We start from the raw sequence: 17,460 nt of genomic DNA on the forward strand, positions 1-17,460 counted from the left end.
GTTCCGGCGCCACCTTGGCGATCGAGTGGAGCGCGTGCGCCAGCATGCTTCGCCCGCCCAGGGTGTGCAGCACCTTCGGGGTATCCGAGCGCATCCGGGTGCCCGCACCGGCCGCCAGGACGATGACTGCCGATTCAGTTTGCGTCGTCACGTGTGTCCCTTCCCGCGAGGGTGCGTGTCTGCACACCGACACGCCGTCAACAGTGTCATTTTGCGCACGCTCGCGACGAGAAATTGGCTGCTCCGTCGCCAGGACTCGAACCTGAACTTTCTGAACCAAAATCAGAGGTGCTGCCGATTACACCACGACGGAATGGTCGCGGAAGACTCTAGTCGAAGCGCGTCGTCCCGTTGAGCAGGAGCGTAGCGACCCGGGGGATAGGCTTGCCGTCATGGCAGCGCCCGAGAAGGATGTGCGTGCCCCGCGCGCCCGGATGACCGGCACTGAGCGGCGGCAACAGCTCATCGAGGTCGCCAAGTCGCTGTTCGCGGCGCGCGGATACGAGGGCACCTCGATCGAGGAGATCGCCCAGCGGGCCAATGTCTCCAAACCCGTCGTCTACGAGCACTTCGGCGGCAAGGAGGGCCTGTACGCCGTCGTCGTCGACCGCGAGATGTCTGCGCTGCTCGACGGCATCACGTCGTCGCTGACCAACAACCGCTCCCGGGTGCGCGTCGAGCGGGTCGCGCTCGCGCTGCTGACCTACGTCGAGGAGCGCACCGACGGCTTCCGGATCCTCATCCGCGACTCTCCGGCCAGCATCGCGTCGGGCACGTACTCCAGTCTGCTCAACGACGCCGTCAGCCAGGTCGCGTCGATCCTGGCCGGTGACTTCTCCCGCCGTGGCCTGGATCCGCAGCTCGCGCCCCTGTACGCGCAGGCACTCGTCGGTTCGGTGTCGATGACGGCGCAGTGGTGGCTGGACACCAGGGAGCCGAAGAAGGAAGTGGTGGCCGCACATCTGGTCAACCTGATGTGGAACGGGTTGACCCACCTCGAGGCCGATCCGGTGCTGCAGCAGGATTAGCTGCGGCGCGGTGCCGAATGGCCAGTCGGGACATGCATTTTGGGCACTCACGTGGCAGTAGTGGCCGCTCGACGTCGATGAAGCGAGTCCGCCTAGGATGAATGCATCATGAAGAAATCGGGGCACTCCCATGCCCAGACCCCGATGGCGGGGCTCGTCGAGCTGGCTCTGTCCGCGCCCACCCTCGCCGAACTCACCGACCGCGCAGAGGCGGGCGCCGACGACGTCGCACTGGCGGGGCCTGCCAGCGCGCGGCTCTTCGTCGCCGCGGCGATGGCCAAGGCGGGGCCGCTGCTCGTCGTCAGCGCGACGGGCCGCGAGGCCGACGACCTGGCCGCGGAACTTCGCGCTGTGCACGGCGACGCCGTGGCCCTCTTCCCGTCGTGGGAGACGTTGCCGCACGAGCGGTTGTCACCGGGCGTCGAAACCGTCGGTGCCCGAATGATGTTGCTGCGCAGGCTGAACAATCCGAACGACGGTAGATTCGGCGTGCCGCTGCGCGTCGTCGTCACCACCGCGCGTTCCCTGCTGCAGCCGATGGCACCCGACCTCGCGGACATCGAGCCGGTCATTCTGACCGTTGGGCAGGAGGCCGACTTCGACGGCGTGCTCGCGCGGCTGGTCGAGCTGGCCTACACGCGCGTCGACATGGTCGGCAAGCGCGGTGAGTTCGCCGTCCGGGGTGGCATCCTCGACGTCTTCGCGCCGACGGCGGAACATCCGATGCGCATCGAGTTCTGGGGTGACGAGGTCTCCGAGATGCGGATGTTCGCCGTCGCCGACCAGCGGTCGATCCCCGACATCGCGGTCGACACCTTGATCGCCGTGCCGTGTCGGGAGCTGTTGCTGACCGACGACGTCCGCGGGCGGGCCGCCGCTCTCTCGGAGGGCCAGCCGCACGACGAGAACCGAGTGGGCGACACCGTCGGGGAGATGCTCGCCAAGCTCGCCGACGGCATCCCGGTCGACGGCATGGAAGCCCTGCTCCCGGTGCTGCGGCCCACCGACCTGACCCTGCTGACGGACCATCTGCCGGACGGTGCCCCGGTCCTGGTGTGCGATCCCGAGAAGGTCCGCACCCGCGCGGCGGATCTGATCAAGACCGGGCGCGAGTTCCTCGAGGCGTCGTGGTCGGTCGCGGCCATGGGTGCCGACGCGCCCATCGACCTCGAGCAACTCGGCGGGTCGGGCTTCCGCGAGTTCTCCGACGTCCGGTCCGCAGCCACCGAGGGTGGTCACCCGTGGTGGACGTTGAGCCAGTTGGGCAACCCGGCGGCCCTTGAGCTCGACATCAGGCCCGCGCCGTCGGCCCGCGGCCAGCAGAACAGCCTCGACGAGATGTTCGCGATGCTGCGCGCCCACGTCATGACGGGGGGACTGGCCGCCGTCGTGGCGCCGGGCACGGGAACCGCGCACCGCGTCGTCGAACAGCTCGGTGAATCCGACACTCCCGCAGCAATGTTGGAGCCGGGTGCCGCACCGCAACCCGGGGTGGTCGGGGTGCTCAAGGGTCCGCTGCACGACGGTGCGGTGCTGCCCGGGGCGAACCTCGTGATCATCACCGAGACCGATTTGACCGGTAACCGGGCCACCGCACCTGAGGGCAAGCGCCTGGCCGCCAAGCGGCGCAACGTCGTCGACCCGCTCGCCCTGACCGCAGGCGATCTGGTGGTGCACGACCAGCACGGCATCGGCCGCTTCGTGGAGATGCAGGAGCGCACCGTCGGCGGTGCCCGGCGCGAGTACCTGGTCCTGGAGTACGCGTCGGCCAAGCGTGGCGGTGGGTCGGACAAGCTGTACGTGCCGATGGACTCGCTGGATCAGCTGTCCCGTTACGTCGGCGGCCAGGAGCCGCATCTCAGCAAGCTGGGTGGCAGCGACTGGACCAACACCAAGACCAAGGCCCGTCGCGCGGTCCGCGAGATCGCGGGGGAACTGGTGGCGCTGTACGCCAAGCGCCAGGCCGCACCTGGTTTCTCGTTCGGCCCGGACACCCCGTGGCAGGCCGAGATGGAGGATGCCTTCGGGTTCACCGAGACCATCGACCAGCTGACCGCGATCACCGAGGTCAAGTCCGACATGGAGAAGCCGGTGCCGATGGACCGGGTGATCTGCGGCGACGTCGGCTACGGCAAGACCGAGATCGCGGTGCGTGCCGCGTTCAAGGCGGTCCAGGCAGGCAAGCAGGTCGCCGTGCTGGTGCCGACGACGCTGCTGGCCGATCAGCACCTGCAGACGTTCACGTCTCGCATGTCGGGCTTCCCGGTCACCGTCAAGGGGTTGTCGCGGTTCACCGATCCGGCCGAGTCCCGCAAGGTGCTCGAAGGCATGAAGGACGGTTCGGTCGACATCGTGATCGGCACGCACCGGCTGATCCAAACCGGCGTGACGTGGAAGGACCTCGGTCTGGTCGTGGTCGACGAGGAGCAACGCTTCGGCGTCGAGCACAAGGAGCACATCAAGTCGATGCGCACCCACGTCGACGTACTGACCATGAGCGCCACCCCGATCCCGCGAACGTTGGAGATGAGCCTGGCGGGCATCCGGGAGATGTCGACGATCCTCACCCCGCCGGAGGAACGCTTCCCGGTGCTCACCTACGTGGGACCGCACGACGACAAGCAGGTGGCGGCGGCGCTGCGCCGTGAGCTGCTGCGCGACGGGCAGGCGTTCTACATCCACAACCGGGTCCGAACCATCGATGCCGCCGCCGCGAAGGTCAGGGCGTTGGTGCCGGAGGCCAGGGTCGTGGTGGCGCACGGCCAGATGGCCGAGGAAGCGTTGGAGCGCACGGTCGAGGGCTTCTGGAATCGCGAGTACGACATCCTGGTGTGCACGACGATCGTCGAGACGGGGCTGGACATCTCGAACGCCAACACGTTGATCGTGGAGCGGGCCGACACGTTCGGGCTGTCTCAGCTACACCAGCTGCGAGGCCGGGTCGGCCGCAGCCGTGAGCGCGGGTACGCCTACTTCCTCTATCCGCCAGAGGTGCCGCTGACCGAGACCGCCTATGACAGGCTCGCCACGATCGCGCAGAACAACGAGCTGGGCGCTGGCATGGCGGTCGCGATGAAGGATCTCGAAATCCGCGGCGCGGGAAACGTACTGGGCGCCGAGCAGTCCGGTCACGTCGCGGGGGTCGGCTTCGACCTGTACGTGCGACTGGTCGGTGAGGCGGTCGAGGCGTATCGGGCCGCGGTCGACGGCAATCCCATTGCGGCCGTTGAGGAACCGAAGGACGTCCGCATCGATCTGCCGGTCGACGCCCACCTGCCGCCGGACTACATCGGCAGCGACCGGCTGCGGTTGGAGGGGTATCGGCGGCTGGCCGCCGCGCAGGACGACGAGTCGATCAGCGCGGTGGTCGAGGAACTCGTCGACCGCTACGGGCCACTGCCGGAACCGGTGCAGCTGTTGATCGCGGTGGCCCGGCTGCGGCTGCTCTGCCGGCAGTATCACGTGACCGAGGTGAGCGCGTTGTCGGCGTCGACGATCCGGATCACCCCGTTGACGTTGCTTGATTCCCAGCAACTTCGGCTCAAGCGGATGTACCCCTCGGCGACGTACCGCGCGACCACGTCGACGGTCGCGATTCCGATTCCCCGGGTGGGCAGCGGCGTCGGTGCGGCGCGGGTGCGCGACGCCGAATTGCTGCGTGTCGTGGCCGGTTTGCTGTTGGCGCTGGATGGAAAACCTCAATCAGATGTTGATATAACCAACACCGGAGGTGTGCCTCGATGAGCGCTCGACGGATGAATGACCGGCGTCCCTCACCATGACCGTCGTCCTGGTGGACCCACGCCGTCCGTCGCTGGTACCGGTGGAGGCCATCACGCTGCTTGCAGGCGACGTCCAGTACACCGAGGAGATGCCCGTCCGGGTGCCGTGGTCGCTCCCCGCGTCCCGGCCCGCGTACACGGGGGAGGACGCCCCCGTGCTGCTCTCGTCGGATCCGAACCACCCGACGGTGAAGGCCCGCATCGCTGCAGGCGAGAACGTGATCAGCACACCGGCTCCGCGCCGGGGTGAACGCCTCACCGACGCCGTCGCCATCATGGACACGCTGCGAACCTCCGGGCCGTGGGAGGGCGAACAGACCCACGATTCGCTGCGGAGATACTTGCTCGAGGAGACCTACGAACTGTTCGACGCGGTGCGCAGCGGTGACCTCACCGAGCTTCGCGAGGAACTCGGTGACGTGCTGTTGCAGGTGCTGTTTCACGCCCGGATCGCCGAGGACGCCCCGCAGCACCCGTTCGACATCGACGACGTCGCCGACTCGCTGGTGCGCAAGTTGGGCAACCGTGTCCCCGCAGTCCTTGCTGGCGAATCGATTTCGCTGGACGAGCAGCTGGCGCAGTGGGAGGAGCGCAAGGCGATGGAGCGCTCGGTGAAGGCACGCCGATCTTCGATGGACGACGTGCCGACCGCGCAGCCGGCCCTAGCGTTGACGCAGAAGGTCTTCGAGCGGGTCAGGGCGGCAGGCCTGCCCGTCGACCTGCTGCCGGAGGGCATGGTGTCGATCGGCCTGGCACTTGGCGGCGACGCCGAGAACGCCTTGCGCGCAGAGGCATTGGACTTCATGGACACCGTGCGCAAGGTCGAGCAGGCCGTCCTGGCCAGCAGGCGGGATCCGGAGATTCCGGAGGAGCTCGACGATGCGACGCTCGGGGCGGTCACCGAGGAGGAGTGGCGCGCCCACTGGCCGACGCAGGACCCGGCAGGCGAGCCCGCCATCGAGGACCCGCAGGCGGAAGTGGTTGTCGACGAGGGTGTTTCAGTGCCCGAAGCCGAAGCCGAAGCCGAACGCGACGACCAAGCCGAACGCGACGACCAAGCCGAAGCCGAGCCAGAATCCGGCGATCAGGACAGCAGGGTCGAACCCCAGTAGGCGCCCTCGTCACCCTCTGGCAGTCCGGGCGGGCAGGCGAACAACGCCGTCCCGGTGTGGGTGATGTACTCGTTGAGCGCGTCGTGTCGGGACAGCTCCATCTGCATGGGCACGAACGAGGTCTCCGGGTCGCGGACGAACGCGATGAAGAACAGTCCCGCGTCGAGGTGCCCGAAACCGTCTGTGCCATCGGTGAAGTTGTAGCCGCGGCGCAGGATCTCGATGCCGCCTAGGTGCTCGGAGGAGGCCAGTCGGACGTGGGCGTCGGTGTCGATGAGGGGGACGCCCTTGGAGCTCTTGGTTTCGAAGTCGAGTGGGTCGAATTCGTCGGCGTAGCCGATCGGCGCGCCGCTGCCCTTCAGTCGACCGATGACGCGCTCCTGCTCGAGCAGCGTCGTGCGGTCCCAGTTCTCGATGCGCATCCGGATGCGTCGGGTCACCAGGTAGGTGCCGCCCGTCATCCAGCCGGGGCCGTCGCCGTCCTCGACCCAGACGTGCGTGCTCAGCGCGCCGGTGTCCTCGGCCTTGAGGTTGGCCGTTCCGTCCTTGAACCCGAACAGGTTTCGGGGCGTCGACTGGTCACGCGTCGTGGACGACGTGCGACCGAAGCCCAGCTGGGAGTAGCGCACGGCGGCGGTGCCGAACGCGACGCGGGCCAGGTTTCGGATGGCGTGCACGGCGACCTGGGGGTCGTTGGCGCAGGCCTGCACGCAGATGTCGCCGTGGCTCCGGCCGGGATCCATGGTTTCGTTGGGGAACTTGGGCAGGTCGATCAGTGCGGGTGGACGCTGGTCGGCGATGCCGAACCGGTCCTTGCCGTCCTTGGTGAAGAACGACGGGCCGAAGCCGACGGTCAGTGTCAGTTGGGAGGCCGGAAGGCCAAGGGCCTCACCGGTATCCGATGGCGGTGCATACGGGTTGAGGCCGACGGCGCCGTCCGTGACCGCCTCTTCGCCGAGCGTCATGCGCTCGGCCATCTGCGTCCACTCCTTGAGCATCGCGACGAGTTCGTCGCGGTCCTCGGTGATGACGTCGAAGGAGCAGAAGTGCATGCGGTCCTGGGCCGCGGTGATGATGCCCGCCTGCCGCTCACCACGGAACGGCACCGGGCCCTGCAGTTCGACGGGGGCGGAGCTCGAAGCGGACGCTCGGCCGGCCAGCGCACCCGCGCTGGCCGCGCCGACCACCGCCGCCGTGACCCCCGCCGCGCCGAACAGCCTGCGGCGCGAAAGTCCGCGCTGCACGTCCGATTCGGTGGGGGTCACGTCCGGCGTGGGATCTTGCCCAGATCCGGGGACCCGATTATCCGGCTGCGTCATCCAGCTATGACACCCTGCACCTGGCTGACCTCCTTCGACAGCGCGTCGATCGAGCGGGAAAGCTCTTGGCGCTGCGGCTCGGTCACGGTGTCGTACAAGACGAACCCGTCACCGCTGCGGTACTTCTCCAACAACGCTTCGGACTCCTGGAAGCGCTGGTCGACCTTCTTGCCCAGGTCGGCGTTGCGCTCGTCGAGGATCGGGCGCACCGAGGCGACCGCCGTCTGCGAACCCTGCAGGTTGGCGTTGAAGTCCCACAGGTCGGTGTGGCTGAAGATGTCCTCTTCACCGGAGATCTTGCTGGACGAGATCTCGTCGAGCAGACCCTGGGCGCCGCCGGCGATCTGGGTGGAGTCGACGGTGAAGTCGGGTGCCGAGACACCGGTCTGCAGCTCCTTCACGTCGGCGACCAGCTGGTCGGCGAGGGCGGGTGCGTCGGGCTGCAACCCGGTGACCCACAGCTGCTTCTCCAGGGCGTGGAACCCGGTCCACTTCTGGCCGGGCTCGAGGTCGGCCTCGCGAAGGTCGATGCGGGGATCGAGGTCGTCGGGGAACGACTCGGCCACGGGCTCGATGCGCTCGTAGTAGACGCGCGACGTGGGGAACTGCGCCTTGGCGGCCTCGACGTTGCCGGACTTGACCGCCGCGGCGAACCCCTCGACGGCCGGAACCAGGGCTTCGACCTGGCTGTTGACGTAGCGCTTGTAGTTGTCGGCGGCTTCCTTGAACTTGCCCTCGGTGTCGATCTCGACGGCCTCACCGGTGACCTTGTAGTCGCCGCGGATGCCGTCGCCGATCATGCCCGGCTTGCAGGCGGTCTGATACGTGCCCGGCTCGGTGAGCTGGACGATGAGCTTGCGCTCGAGGCCGGGGGAGATGTTCTCGACCTCGCCCATGACGCGGTCGCCCTCGTCGTACACGTAGAACTCGGTGACCTTGGTGCCGTTGTTCGTGATGGTGAACGTGTTGGCGCCGGTGGCGCCCTCGGTGCCGGACAGCTCGCACGCAGTGTCGGACGCGGTGACCGTGATCGCCGCTGGCGCGCCCGCCGCCCCGCTGGTGCTGGCGCCATCGGCGGGGGTCTCGGCTTCCTTGGCCTGGCAGCCGACGAGCGAGATGCCCGTCAAGAGGGCGGCCGCCGCGGCGACACCTGCCCTCGCGGTACGGGAACCGTTCACAGAGAACATCACGTGCTCGACCTTTCGGAGGTGGTTGGCTCCGAAACCCTGTCGGGGTCGGAGCTAGCGGGGGGAGTACCCGACGGGGTGGTGTCCGTCGGCTTCGCAGGTGCCCTCGACGGGCGCAGGAAGATGATGAGAACGATGGCGAGATAGAGCGCCCAGCAGATGAACTGCAGCCAGGTCGGCGTCGGCGTGACGTTGAAGACACCCTGGATGACCTGGCCGTACCACGACGTCCAGTCGAACCAGCCGCTGATGTCGAACGGTCGGCTGGACAGGCCGGGCAGCCAGCCGACGGTCTGCAGCGCGCCGATGCCGTAGGACAGGATGCCCGCGGCGACGATCACCAGGAACGCTCCGGTGTACGTGAAGAACTTCGCCAGGTTGATGCGCAGCGCGCCGCGGTACATGGCGTAGGCGATGGCGACGGCGATCAGGACGCCGATGATGAGGCCCGTCAGCGGCCACAGTGTCTTGGCCTCGGCGAAGCCGACCATGAACAGCGCGGTCTCGACGCCCTCGCGGCCGACGGCCAAGAACGACAGCGACAGGACCGCGAACGCGCCTGCCTCAAGCGCTTTGGCCATGTCGCCGCGCAGTCGTCCGGACATGCTGGCCGACACCTTGCGCATCCACAGGATCATCGTCGTGACGATGACGACCGCGATCAGGGAGGCGACGCCGGCGATGGCCTCGGCGCCGAGGCCCGAGATCGTGTTGCGGCCGAACTGGATGGCCAGGAACACTCCGACGGTCATGACGAGGGCCGCGCCCACGCCGAGCCATACCCACTTGATTGCGTCGCGACGTTCGGACTTCACCAGGAAGGCCACCAGGATGGTGACGACGATGGCGGCTTCCAGTCCTTCGCGCACACCGATCAGGGCGCTGCCGAACAGCTGTGACGAAACACTGGGACCCGCAGCCAGAAGCGACATCGAGACGTCCCCGAGGGCGGCCATTTCAATCGTCCTTGCTGTGAGATCCCCGTGCCAGCTTTGCCTAACCATTGCTAGGTGTGGCTCACCTTAGCAAGGAAGGTAGGGGAACTGTACGCCCGATCGGCGCTGACGTGGGTGGCCGCCGACCCGTGCGACGATGGCTGCAAGTGAGTGGGTTAAGGGGTCCGGTGTCACCGATGCGTTGGCTGAGGGCCGTCGCGGTGATCGTCGCAACGGCCCTGCTCATGATCTCCTCCTGTTCCTTTCAGGCGAGCGTTCCGATTCCCGATGGCGTGCCGCCTCCGACGGGTGACCCGGTCCCTCCGATCGACACCTACGCCAAGGGTCGGCCTGCCGATCAGCTGCACGCGTGGGCGGCCCAGCGCGCTCCGGCGCTCGGGATCCCGGTGACCGCACTGGAGGCCTACGCCTACGCCGCCCGGGTCGCCGAGGTGGAGAACCCGAAGTGTCATCTGGCGTGGACGACGCTGGCTGGCATCGGGATGGTGGAGAGTCACCACGGCACGTACCGCGGTGCGGTCATCGCGCCGGACGGCGACGTGACGCCGTCGATCCGCGGCGTTCGCCTCGACGGGACGATGGGCAACATGGCCATTCCCGACACCGACCGGGGCAAGCTCGATGGTGATGCGTTGATGGATCGGGCGATGGGGCCCATGCAGTTCATCCCGGAGACGTGGAAGCTCTACGGCGTCGACGCCAACAACGACGGGGTCATCAGTCCCGACAACATCGACGACGCGGCGCTCTCGGCGGCGGGCTATCTGTGTTGGCGCGGCAAGGATCTGTCCACGCCGAAGGGCTGGATGGATGCGCTGCGCGCCTACAACCTCTCCGACCAGTACGCCCGCACGGTGAGGGACTGGGCGACGGCATATGCCGAAGGGCGCTCGCTGTAGGCGGGTCCGGTTCGAGGTGCATCTGGTTCGATTCGCGTCTGGTTCGGGGTGCGTCTGGTTCGATTCAGTAGTCCGCCCGGACTCTCTCGGCGGCGCGCAACGCCAGCATCTAGGCTAGGTCCGTCCGTTTGAGCCCCCGACCCTAGGGAGACGTCAGTGCCCGTCATCGAGCAGATCGCAGCAAGAGAGATTCTCGATTCCCGCGGCAACCCGACGGTGGAGGTCGAGGTGGTGCTGGACGACGGTTCCGCCGCCCGCGCCGCGGTGCCTTCGGGGGCGTCGACCGGTGAGCACGAGGCCGTCGAACTCCGCGACGGCGGTGACCGCTACCTGGGCAAGGGCGTGGAAAAGGCCGTTGAGGGCGTTCTCGCCGAGTTGGCCCCCGCCGTCGTCGGCCTGAATGCCGACGATCAGCGTCTCGTCGACCAGGCGCTGCTGGACTGCGACGGCACCCCCGACAAGTCCCGGCTGGGCGCCAACGCCATCCTCGGGGTGTCGCTCGCCGTCGCGAAGGCCGCCGCCGATGCCTCCGGGCTGCCGCTGTTCAGGTACATCGGCGGGCCGAACGCGCACATCCTTCCCGTCCCGATGATGAACATCGTCAACGGCGGCGCCCACGCCGACACCGGCGTCGACGTGCAGGAGTTCATGGTCGCCCCGATCGGTGCGCCGTCGTTCAAGGAGGCGCTGCGCTGGGGCGCCGAGGTGTACCACTCGCTCAAGTCGGTGCTGAAGAAGCAGGGCCTGGCCACCGGTCTGGGTGACGAGGGCGGCTTCGCCCCCGACATCGCGGGCACCAAGGCCGCGCTGGATCTGATCAGCTCGGCGATCGAGGGCACCGGCCTCAAGCTCGGCGCCGACGTGGCGCTCGCCCTCGACGTCGCGGCCACCGAGTTCTACACCGACGGCACGGGTTACGCCTTCGAGAAGGAGACCCGCACCGCCGCGCAGATGACGGAGTTCTACGCGGGCCTGCTCGACGCGTACCCGCTGGTGTCGATCGAAGATCCGCTCTCGGAGGATGACTGGGAGGGCTGGGTATCGCTGACCACCGCGATCGGTGACCGCATCCAGATCGTCGGCGACGACCTGTTCGTCACCAATCCCGAACGGCTCGAAGAGGGCATCGAGAAGGGTGCGGCAAACGCGTTGCTGGTCAAGGTGAATCAGATCGGCACGCTGACCGAGACGCTTGATGCCGTGGCGCTCGCGCACAGCAGCGGGTACCGGACGATGATGAGCCACCGTTCGGGCGAGACCGAGGACACCACCATCGCCGACCTGGCCGTCGCCGTGAGCAGCGGTCAGATCAAGACCGGCGCCCCGGCCCGCAGCGAGCGCGTCGCCAAGTACAACCAGCTGCTGCGCATCGAAGAGGAGCTGGGCGACGCGGCGCGCTACGCCGGTGATTTGGCGTTCCCACGTTTCTCGTTGGAGAGCAAGTAGCTGCGATACTCGAAACATGCCCGACGCGAAGCGGCCCGACCCCAAGCGCCGCGCCCCTGCGTCGCGGCCGGGTAAGGGTGGTGGGCGACCGCGGGGGGCGTCGCCGATTCGTCGGGAGCCCAGGGCGATCGAGGCGCGTCCCGCACCAGAGGCCGCGCCCGTGGTCGACTTGGAGGCCGAGGACGACGAGTCGGTCGTCGTCGAGCCGATCCGGCGGTCCATCGTCGACGCCGCCGAACAGCAGTCCGAGCAGCGCCTTGGCTCGGCGGCGCGGCGCGCGGCGATCCTTGCGGCGGTGGTCTGCGTGCTGACGCTGACGATCGCGGGCCCGGTGCGGACGTTCTTCGCGCAACGCACCGAGATGAGGCAGCTCGCCGAGACGGAGGCGCACCTGCGCGCCCAGATCGCCGAGTTGGAACAGCAGAAGGTCAAGCTCGCCGACCCGGTCTTCATCGCCGCGCAGGCCCGCGAGCGGCTCGGGTTCGTGATGCCCGGTGACATTCCCTATCAGGTGCAGTTGCCGCCGGGTGACGTCCCCACCGCGGCTCCTGGCGCCGAGGTGGCCGCGCCGCCGAGCGGCCAACCCTGGTACACGTCGCTGTGGCACACGATCGCCGATGCCCCGCACGGGGTTTCGCCGGTGCCCCCGCTTCCGGGCGGGTCCGCGCCCGGCGGTCCGGTGCCCCCTCCTGAGGGCGGCCTTCCGCCGTCGCCGAATCTGGACGGCGTCCCGCCGTCGCCGAATCCCCCGGTTCCCGGTGGTTGACCAAGCCGATCTCGACGCCGTCGCACTCCAGTTGGGCCGCGAGCCGCGTGGCGTCGTCGGGATCGCCTACCGATGCCCGGACGGGACGCCCGCCGTGGTGAAGACGGCGCCGAAACTTCCTGACGGAACACCGTTCCCGACGCTGTACTACCTGACGCATCCCGCGCTGACGGCCGCCGCGAGCCGGCTGGAGTCCTCGGGCATGATGCGCGACATGACGGAGCGGCTGGCCACCGATGCCGACCTTGCTGCGGCATACCGTCGCGCGCACGAGTCCTACCTGGCCGAGCGCGACGCCATCGAGTCCCTCGGCACGACGTTCTCCGGTGGCGGGATGCCGGACCGGGTGAAGTGCCTGCACGTCGTCATCGCGCATTCGTTGGCCAAGGGGCCGGGGGTGAACCCGTTCGGCGACGAGGCCCTCGCGGTGTTGGCCATCGAGCCTGCGATGGCGGGAATCCTGGATCGAGAGGTGTGGACGCCGTGAGGGTCGCTGCGATCGACTGCGGAACCAATTCCATCCGATTGCTGATCGCCGACGTCCTCGACGGCCGGCTCCGGGACGTGCACCGCGAGATGCGCATCGTCCGGCTCGGCGAGGGTGTCGACGCGACGGGCCGGTTCGGCGCCGAGGCGTTGGGCCGCACGCGCGCCGCGCTGACCGACTACGCCGCGCTGCTGCAGACCCACGAGGTGGCGACGGTGCGGATGGTGGCGACGTCGGCCACCCGTGACGCCGCCAACCGGGACGAATTCTTCGCCATGACGGCCGAGGTGCTTGGCGTCGCGGTGCCGGGTGCGGTCGCCGAGGTGATCACGGGCACCGAGGAGGCCGAGCTGTCATTCCGCGGTGCGGTCGGCGAACTCGACGCCGCCGCAGGGCCTTTCGTCGTCGTCGACCTCGGAGGAGGTTCGACGGAGATCGTGCTGGGGTCCGGCTCGGGAGACGTCGACGCGAGCTACTCGGCGAACATCGGCTGCGTCCGGCTCACCGAGCGCTGCCTGAAGTCCGACCCGCCGACCGACGACGAGATCGCCGCGGCGCGCGCGGTGGTCCGCGACGGGCTTGCCGATGCGCTGGCCGTCGTGCCCGTCGAGCGGGCGAAGACGTGGGTGGGCGTCGCGGGCACCATGACGACGCTGTCGGCGCTCGCGCTCAACATGGCGGCCTACGACTCCGAGGCGATCCACCTGTCCCGGGTCGGGTTCGACGAGCTGTTGAAGGTGTGCGGGGGGCTGCTGGCGATGACGAGACGACAACGGGCCGCGCTCGGACCCATGCACGAAGGGCGGGTCGACGTCATCGGCGGCGGCGCGATCGTGGTGCAGGAGTTGGCGCGTGAGCTCGACTCGCGAGCCGGCATCGGCGAGCTGGTGGTCAGCGAGCACGACATCCTGGACGGCATTGCGCTGTCGATTGCCTAGATCACACCAGCCCAGGTTTTGAACCCGTCGGGCCAGGGTAAAAACCGTCTGCCCGAACAGGGGTGAATGGTTGAAGAAGGGAAGCACCGTGGCTGATCAGAAGACCCGCAACGTCAACGACCCGGCCGCCGAGATCTTGGCGACCAGTGGGCTGATCACGATGCTCGGTGCGGTGGTCGCGGCGGTGATCGCAGTGGTGGCGCTTGGCGATGGCAGCGCGGCCACGGCGGGCCTTCTCGGTCTGGTTGCGCTGGTCAGCTTCGCGGTGAGCATGCTGTGCTTCGCCGCGGACAGCAGGCGGTCCGACGAGGCCCCACTGCCGTTCCCGAGTTGGTTGCGGGCCGAATCCGAAACGGCAGCGGAGCTGTCAGCTCTTCGTTAGGCGTCGAGGCCTCAGCGCCGCACGTTGCAGTTGGGCGGGTTTCCGCAATGATGTCCGCCGTCACACGCGTTGCACTTGCACGTACAGCCGCCGGCCTTCTGGTCTGGAACTCGCATGGCAATCCACCTCAGTTGACTTGCTCGAATATCCACATCTGACTTCTTGACAATAGTTCCGATCACGCTGAGGCGTTACCGATCCGGGCAAGGTCTCAGGTGCGTCTCATGACTTGAGGATCGGGGTGAGCGCTTCGAGGACACCGGCGTCTTCGATCGTCGATGGCACCGGTTCGTCGCGTCCGTCGGCGATGCCGCGCATGGTCTTGCGCAGGATCTTCCCCGAGCGCGTCTTCGGCAGCGCTGCCACCACGTCCACGCGTTTGAAGTTCGCCACCGCACCGATGTTCGCGCGCACCGCGTCGACGAGGTCGCCCGCCAGACCGTCGGCGGTAGCCCCCGACTTCAGCACGACGAAGCCGCGTGGTGTCTGGCCCTTGATGTCGTCGGCCACGCCGATCACCGCGCACTCCGCGACGGCGGGATGCGTCGCGAGCACGGCCTCGATGGATCCGGTGGAAAGTCGGTGCCCCGCGACGTTGATGACGTCGTCGGTCCGGCCCATCACGAACAGGTAGCCGTCCTCGTCGAGGTAGCCGCCGTCACCAGACAGGTAGTAACCGGGGAACGCCGAGAGGTAGGACGCGACGTAGCGGTCGTCGTCGCCCCACAGGGTGGGCAGGGTGCCGGGCGGCAGCGGTAGCTTGACGCAGATCGCGCCCTCTTCGCCTGTGTCGCACTGAGTTCCGTCGGGACGTAGCACGCGAACGTCGAATCCAGGCATCGGCACCGTCGCCGAGCCCGCCTTGACGGGCATGGGCTCGACGCCCATCGGGTCGGCCGCGATCGACCACCCGGTCTCGGTCTGCCACCAGTGGTCGATGACGGGGATGCCCAGTTTCTCGGCGGCCCAGTGGTACGTCCCCGGGTCGAGTCGTTCGCCCGCCTGGAACAGGTACTGCAGCCTGGACAGGTCGTGGCCGGCCAGGTGCTTGGCCTCGGGGTCCTCCTTCTTGATGGCGCGCATCGCCGTCGGCGCGGTGAAGAGGGCCTTCACGCCGTGCTCGGCGGCGACCCGCCAGAACGCGCCGGCATCGGGCGTGCCGACCGGCTTGCCTTCGTAGAGCACCGTGGTGGCGCCGAGCAGCAGCGGGCCGTACACGATGTAGGAGTGGCCGACCACCCAGCCGACATCCGAAGCGGCCCAATACACTTCGCCGGGCTGAGTGTCGTAGATGTGGCGCATGGTCCACAGCAGGGCCACGGCGTGTCCACCGTTGTCGCGGACGATGCCCTTGGGCTTGCCGGTGGTGCCCGAGGTGTAGAGCACGTAGAGCGGATCGGTGGCGGCAACGGGGACGGGGTCGACGGGTTCGGCGTCGGCGACCGCGTCGGCCCACGACACGTCACGGCCGGCCACCAGTTCGCAGGGGCTCTGGTCGCGCTGGAGGATGACGCAGGCAGGGGTGTGGTGCTCGGCCATGTCGAGCGCGGCGTCGAGCATCGGCTTGTAGTCGACGACGCGGGTGGGTTCGATTCCGCACGACGCGGAGACGACGACGGCGGGGCGGGCGTCGTCGATGCGGGCCGCGAGCTCGTTGGCGGCGAACCCGCCGAACACCACCGAGTGCACCGCGCCGAGCCGGGCGCACGCCAGCATCGCGATGACGGCCTCCGGCACCATCGGCATGTAGATGACGACGCGGTCGCCCTTGGTCACGCCAAGGGTGCGCAGTGCTCCTGCGAAACGCGCTGTCTCGTCGAGTAGTTCGGCGTAGGTGTAGGTGCGTTTGGTGCCGGTGACGGGGGAGTCGTAGATGAGCGCCGCCTGCTCGCCGCGGCCTCCCCACTGATGTCCCGGGTCGCTGGGCTCCTTCCCCCCGGGATCGGCGACGTGGCGGTCCAGCGCGTTGGCGCACGTGTTGAGTTGCGCGTCGGGGAACCAGCGGTAGAACGGGGGATTGGCATCGTCGAGGATGCGTTCCGGTTCGCGTATCCAGGTCACCGCGCGTGCCGCGTCGGCCCAGAAACGCTCGGCGTCATCGATGCTGGCGTCGAACAGTTCTCTGTAGGTGTGAGGGGAGCCGGCCATACCGGCACGGTAGCGCGCCAGCCTCGGTTGTCGGGGCCATCCGGCGAGTTCCTATAGTCCAATGATGGTTACTGACGCGACGTCAACAAGCAGTCAGCCGCCGGCGATCGCCGGGGTACGCAGATCCTTCGTCGAGGCGCGGGGGGTGAGGTTCCACGTCACCGAGGCGGGCCCGCAGGACGGGCGTCCCGTCGTCGCGCTGCACGGCTGGCCGCAGCACCACTTCGTGTACCGCGACCTCTTGGAGAACCCGCCTCCCGGGCTGCGCATCATCGCCCCGGACCTGCCGGGCTACGGGTGGTCGGGGCCTGCTCCGCACCAGTGGGCCAAGGACGACGTCGCCGCCGACGTGATCGCGTTGTTGGACGCGCTGGGGTTGGACCGGGTGCTGCTCGTCGGTCACGATTGGGGTGGCTTCGTGGGCTACCGAATGGTGCTGTCCGCGCCGGAGCGGTTCGACGGGTATCTGGTGTGCAACATGGCGCACCCGTGGCAGACCCCGCGAACGATCCTCCCGCACTTCTGGCGGTTCCTGGCTTACCAGCCGTTCGTGGCCAGCATCGGGGTGCCGCTGCAGCGCCGCACCCCGTATCTGGAGAAGGTCATCTTCGGGTTCGGGCCCAAGGCGCATCGGGTCGAGCCCGCGGTGGCCCGGATCTACGCCGACCGCTTCCGTGATCCCGCCGTCGCGCGGGCGGCGACGGACACCTACCGCACGTTCTTGTTGCGCGAGCTACCTTCTGGGGCGAGGCAACCCGAGGAACGTCGAGCGACGGTTCCCATCCGCGCGTTGTTCGGCATGGCGGACTTCGCCGTGCATCACTCGCTGGCCGATCCCGCGACCGCTCGGGCCGACGACTACACGTTCGAGGCGGTCGACGCCGGGCACTTCGTCATCGACGAGCGACCGGACCTGGTGCGCGCGAAGTTGATCGCGCTGGCCGACTAAAGCGATTTGCGTGTTGAAACCCGCGGTGCGCGCGGGTAAACGTGCACAAATCGCGTGGGGG

Annotated in this window: 15 protein-coding genes and 1 tRNA gene; 10 read left to right on the top strand and 6 right to left on the bottom strand. The window is 68.2% G+C overall.

Translation table 11 applies throughout. The features are described from left to right. Positions 1-151: NTP transferase domain-containing protein (locus ABW137_RS33375; RefSeq protein ID WP_526406849.1), on the bottom strand; the 151-nt coding region annotated here is incomplete at its 3' end. Positions 152-241: 90 nt separating this feature from the next. Next, positions 242-313: transfer RNA gene (locus ABW137_RS33380), tRNA-Gln, on the bottom strand. 121 nt (positions 314-434) lie between these two features. Between ABW137_RS33380 and ABW137_RS33385 the strand changes: the two genes are divergently transcribed. The 3 genes from ABW137_RS33385 (at position 435) to ABW137_RS33395 (ending at position 5,922) form a co-directional block, all read left to right on the top strand. Beyond that, on the top strand, positions 435-1,028 hold the full coding sequence (locus ABW137_RS33385) for a TetR/AcrR family transcriptional regulator (RefSeq protein ID WP_526406851.1): 594 nt from the start codon (positions 435-437) through the stop codon (positions 1,026-1,028). 108 nt (positions 1,029-1,136) lie between these two features. Then, positions 1,137-4,772: a transcription-repair coupling factor gene (gene mfd, locus ABW137_RS33390; RefSeq protein WP_526406825.1), complete on the top strand. Its 3,636-nt coding sequence runs from the start codon at positions 1,137-1,139 to the stop codon at positions 4,770-4,772. A 34-nt stretch (positions 4,773-4,806) separates the two neighbouring features. Then, on the top strand, positions 4,807-5,922 hold the full coding sequence (locus ABW137_RS33395; RefSeq protein WP_526406827.1) for a nucleoside triphosphate pyrophosphohydrolase: 1,116 nt from the start codon (positions 4,807-4,809) through the stop codon (positions 5,920-5,922). Here ABW137_RS33395 and efeB read toward each other — a convergent pair. From efeB to efeU, 3 genes are read right to left on the bottom strand one after another with little or no spacing between them, the layout of a single operon-like run. Next, positions 5,895-7,241, bottom strand: a complete 1,347-nt coding sequence (gene efeB, locus ABW137_RS33400) for an iron uptake transporter deferrochelatase/peroxidase subunit (RefSeq protein WP_526406829.1) — start codon at positions 7,239-7,241, stop codon at positions 5,895-5,897. The two genes, ABW137_RS33395 and efeB, sit on opposite strands and share 28 nt — an antisense overlap. Further along, positions 7,238-8,428, bottom strand: a complete 1,191-nt coding sequence (efeO, locus tag ABW137_RS33405) for an iron uptake system protein EfeO (RefSeq protein ID WP_526406853.1) — start codon at positions 8,426-8,428, stop codon at positions 7,238-7,240. The genes efeB and efeO overlap by 4 nt, the downstream gene beginning before the upstream one ends. Next, positions 8,428-9,384 (bottom strand): iron uptake transporter permease EfeU, encoded by a 957-nt coding sequence (gene efeU / locus ABW137_RS33410; RefSeq protein ID WP_526406831.1) that lies wholly within the window; start codon positions 9,382-9,384, stop codon positions 8,428-8,430. The genes efeO and efeU overlap by 1 nt, the downstream gene beginning before the upstream one ends. Positions 9,385-9,551: 167 nt before the next feature. Here efeU and ABW137_RS33415 point away from each other — a divergent pair, with 167 nt between their 5' ends. The 6 genes from ABW137_RS33415 to ABW137_RS33440 all read left to right on the top strand — a co-directional run bounded on the left by ABW137_RS33415 (position 9,552) and on the right by ABW137_RS33440 (position 14,302). Beyond that, the gene (locus ABW137_RS33415) at positions 9,552-10,283 is read left to right on the top strand and encodes a lytic transglycosylase domain-containing protein (RefSeq protein WP_526406833.1); all 732 of its coding nucleotides are present in this window, start codon (positions 9,552-9,554) and stop codon (positions 10,281-10,283) included. A gap of 156 nt (positions 10,284-10,439) precedes the next feature. Next, on the top strand, positions 10,440-11,729 hold the full coding sequence (gene eno / locus ABW137_RS33420) for a phosphopyruvate hydratase (protein ID WP_526406835.1): 1,290 nt from the start codon (positions 10,440-10,442) through the stop codon (positions 11,727-11,729). 16 nt (positions 11,730-11,745) lie between these two features. After that, the gene (locus ABW137_RS33425) at positions 11,746-12,495 is read left to right on the top strand and encodes an FtsB family cell division protein (protein WP_526406837.1); all 750 of its coding nucleotides are present in this window, start codon (positions 11,746-11,748) and stop codon (positions 12,493-12,495) included. Beyond that, positions 12,488-12,982: a DUF501 domain-containing protein gene (locus ABW137_RS33430; protein WP_526406839.1), complete on the top strand. Its 495-nt coding sequence runs from the start codon at positions 12,488-12,490 to the stop codon at positions 12,980-12,982. The genes ABW137_RS33425 and ABW137_RS33430 overlap by 8 nt, the downstream gene beginning before the upstream one ends. Then, positions 12,979-13,920, top strand: coding sequence for a Ppx/GppA phosphatase family protein (locus ABW137_RS33435; protein ID WP_526406841.1), 942 nt, complete (start codon positions 12,979-12,981; stop codon positions 13,918-13,920). Before ABW137_RS33430 ends, ABW137_RS33435 begins: the two co-directional genes overlap by 4 nt. 88 nt (positions 13,921-14,008) lie before the next feature. Beyond that, positions 14,009-14,302 carry a hypothetical protein gene (locus tag ABW137_RS33440; RefSeq protein WP_526406843.1) on the top strand — a complete coding sequence of 98 codons (294 nt, stop codon included), beginning with the start codon at positions 14,009-14,011 and terminating at the stop codon, positions 14,300-14,302. A 222-nt stretch (positions 14,303-14,524) separates the two neighbouring features. Here ABW137_RS33440 and ABW137_RS33445 read toward each other — a convergent pair whose 3' ends face one another. Continuing rightward, on the bottom strand, positions 14,525-16,450 hold the full coding sequence (locus tag ABW137_RS33445; protein WP_526406845.1) for a propionyl-CoA synthetase: 1,926 nt from the start codon (positions 16,448-16,450) through the stop codon (positions 14,525-14,527). Positions 16,451-16,514: 64 nt separating this feature from the next. On the opposite strand from ABW137_RS33445, the gene ABW137_RS33450 reads away from it, so the two are divergent. Next, positions 16,515-17,399: an alpha/beta fold hydrolase gene (locus ABW137_RS33450; protein ID WP_526406847.1), complete on the top strand. Its 885-nt coding sequence runs from the start codon at positions 16,515-16,517 to the stop codon at positions 17,397-17,399. Positions 17,400-17,460: the final 61 nt, after the last annotated feature.

The organism is Mycobacterium sp., from assembly GCF_040509115.1.
In the GTDB taxonomy this organism is placed as follows: Bacteria; Actinomycetota; Actinomycetes; order Mycobacteriales; family Mycobacteriaceae; genus Mycobacterium.

Excerpts from the sequence above, each read along its gene's own strand:
- ABW137_RS33385 (WP_526406851.1), top strand. The coding sequence starts at position 435 with ATGACCGGCACTGAGCGGCGGCAACAGCTCATCGAGGTCGCCAAGTCG.
- ABW137_RS33450 (WP_526406847.1), top strand. The coding sequence starts at position 16,515 with ATGGTTACTGACGCGACGTCAACAAGCAGTCAGCCGCCGGCGATCGCC.
- mfd (WP_526406825.1), top strand. The coding sequence starts at position 1,137 with ATGAAGAAATCGGGGCACTCCCATGCCCAGACCCCGATGGCGGGGCTC.
- ABW137_RS33425 (WP_526406837.1), top strand. The coding sequence starts at position 11,746 with ATGCCCGACGCGAAGCGGCCCGACCCCAAGCGCCGCGCCCCTGCGTCG.
- efeB (WP_526406829.1), bottom strand. The coding sequence starts at position 7,241 with ATGACGCAGCCGGATAATCGGGTCCCCGGATCTGGGCAAGATCCCACG.
- efeU (WP_526406831.1), bottom strand. The coding sequence starts at position 9,384 with ATGGCCGCCCTCGGGGACGTCTCGATGTCGCTTCTGGCTGCGGGTCCC.
- efeO (WP_526406853.1), bottom strand. The coding sequence starts at position 8,428 with ATGTTCTCTGTGAACGGTTCCCGTACCGCGAGGGCAGGTGTCGCCGCG.
- ABW137_RS33445 (WP_526406845.1), bottom strand. The coding sequence starts at position 16,450 with ATGGCCGGCTCCCCTCACACCTACAGAGAACTGTTCGACGCCAGCATC.
- ABW137_RS33395 (WP_526406827.1), top strand. The coding sequence starts at position 4,807 with ATGACCGTCGTCCTGGTGGACCCACGCCGTCCGTCGCTGGTACCGGTG.